Annotated in this window: 1 pseudogene; it reads right to left on the bottom strand. The window is 57.4% G+C overall.

The features are described 5' to 3' along the window. Nucleotides 1-317: pseudogene (locus CHH75_RS24995) on the bottom strand (hypothetical protein); the annotation flags it as partial.

The raw sequence follows: 317 nt of genomic DNA, 5'->3' as shown, positions 1-317 counted from the left end.
CCGTTCCGGACACGCGAAGCCAGCGGCGTCCTGTGAATTCATTCAGATACGCCTGCAGATGCTTCCTCCCCAACGCACCATATGTATTCTTCAGCGATACCCACGCCTCTCTTACCACGCTCCGCAAAGGGGCGTACAATCGAAAAGCTTGCGTGGACAACTGGACTTCGGATGCAAGGCGATCCACGTGCTCATCGATGAATGCGGTTAGATCGCGGCGAGAGGCCCTAGTATCGGTTCCTCGGCTCTGCGGCAACAGGCGGATCTTGACCTGCTGCGGTTCACCGGCCTCATCGATCGTACAGCCAGCGACAATT

The organism is Paenibacillus sp. 7541 (genome assembly GCF_002276395.1).
GTDB lineage: Bacteria > Bacillota > Bacilli > Paenibacillales > Paenibacillaceae > Paenibacillus_AQ > Paenibacillus_AQ campinasensis.
This window is presented reverse-complemented; position numbering and strand designations above follow the sequence as displayed.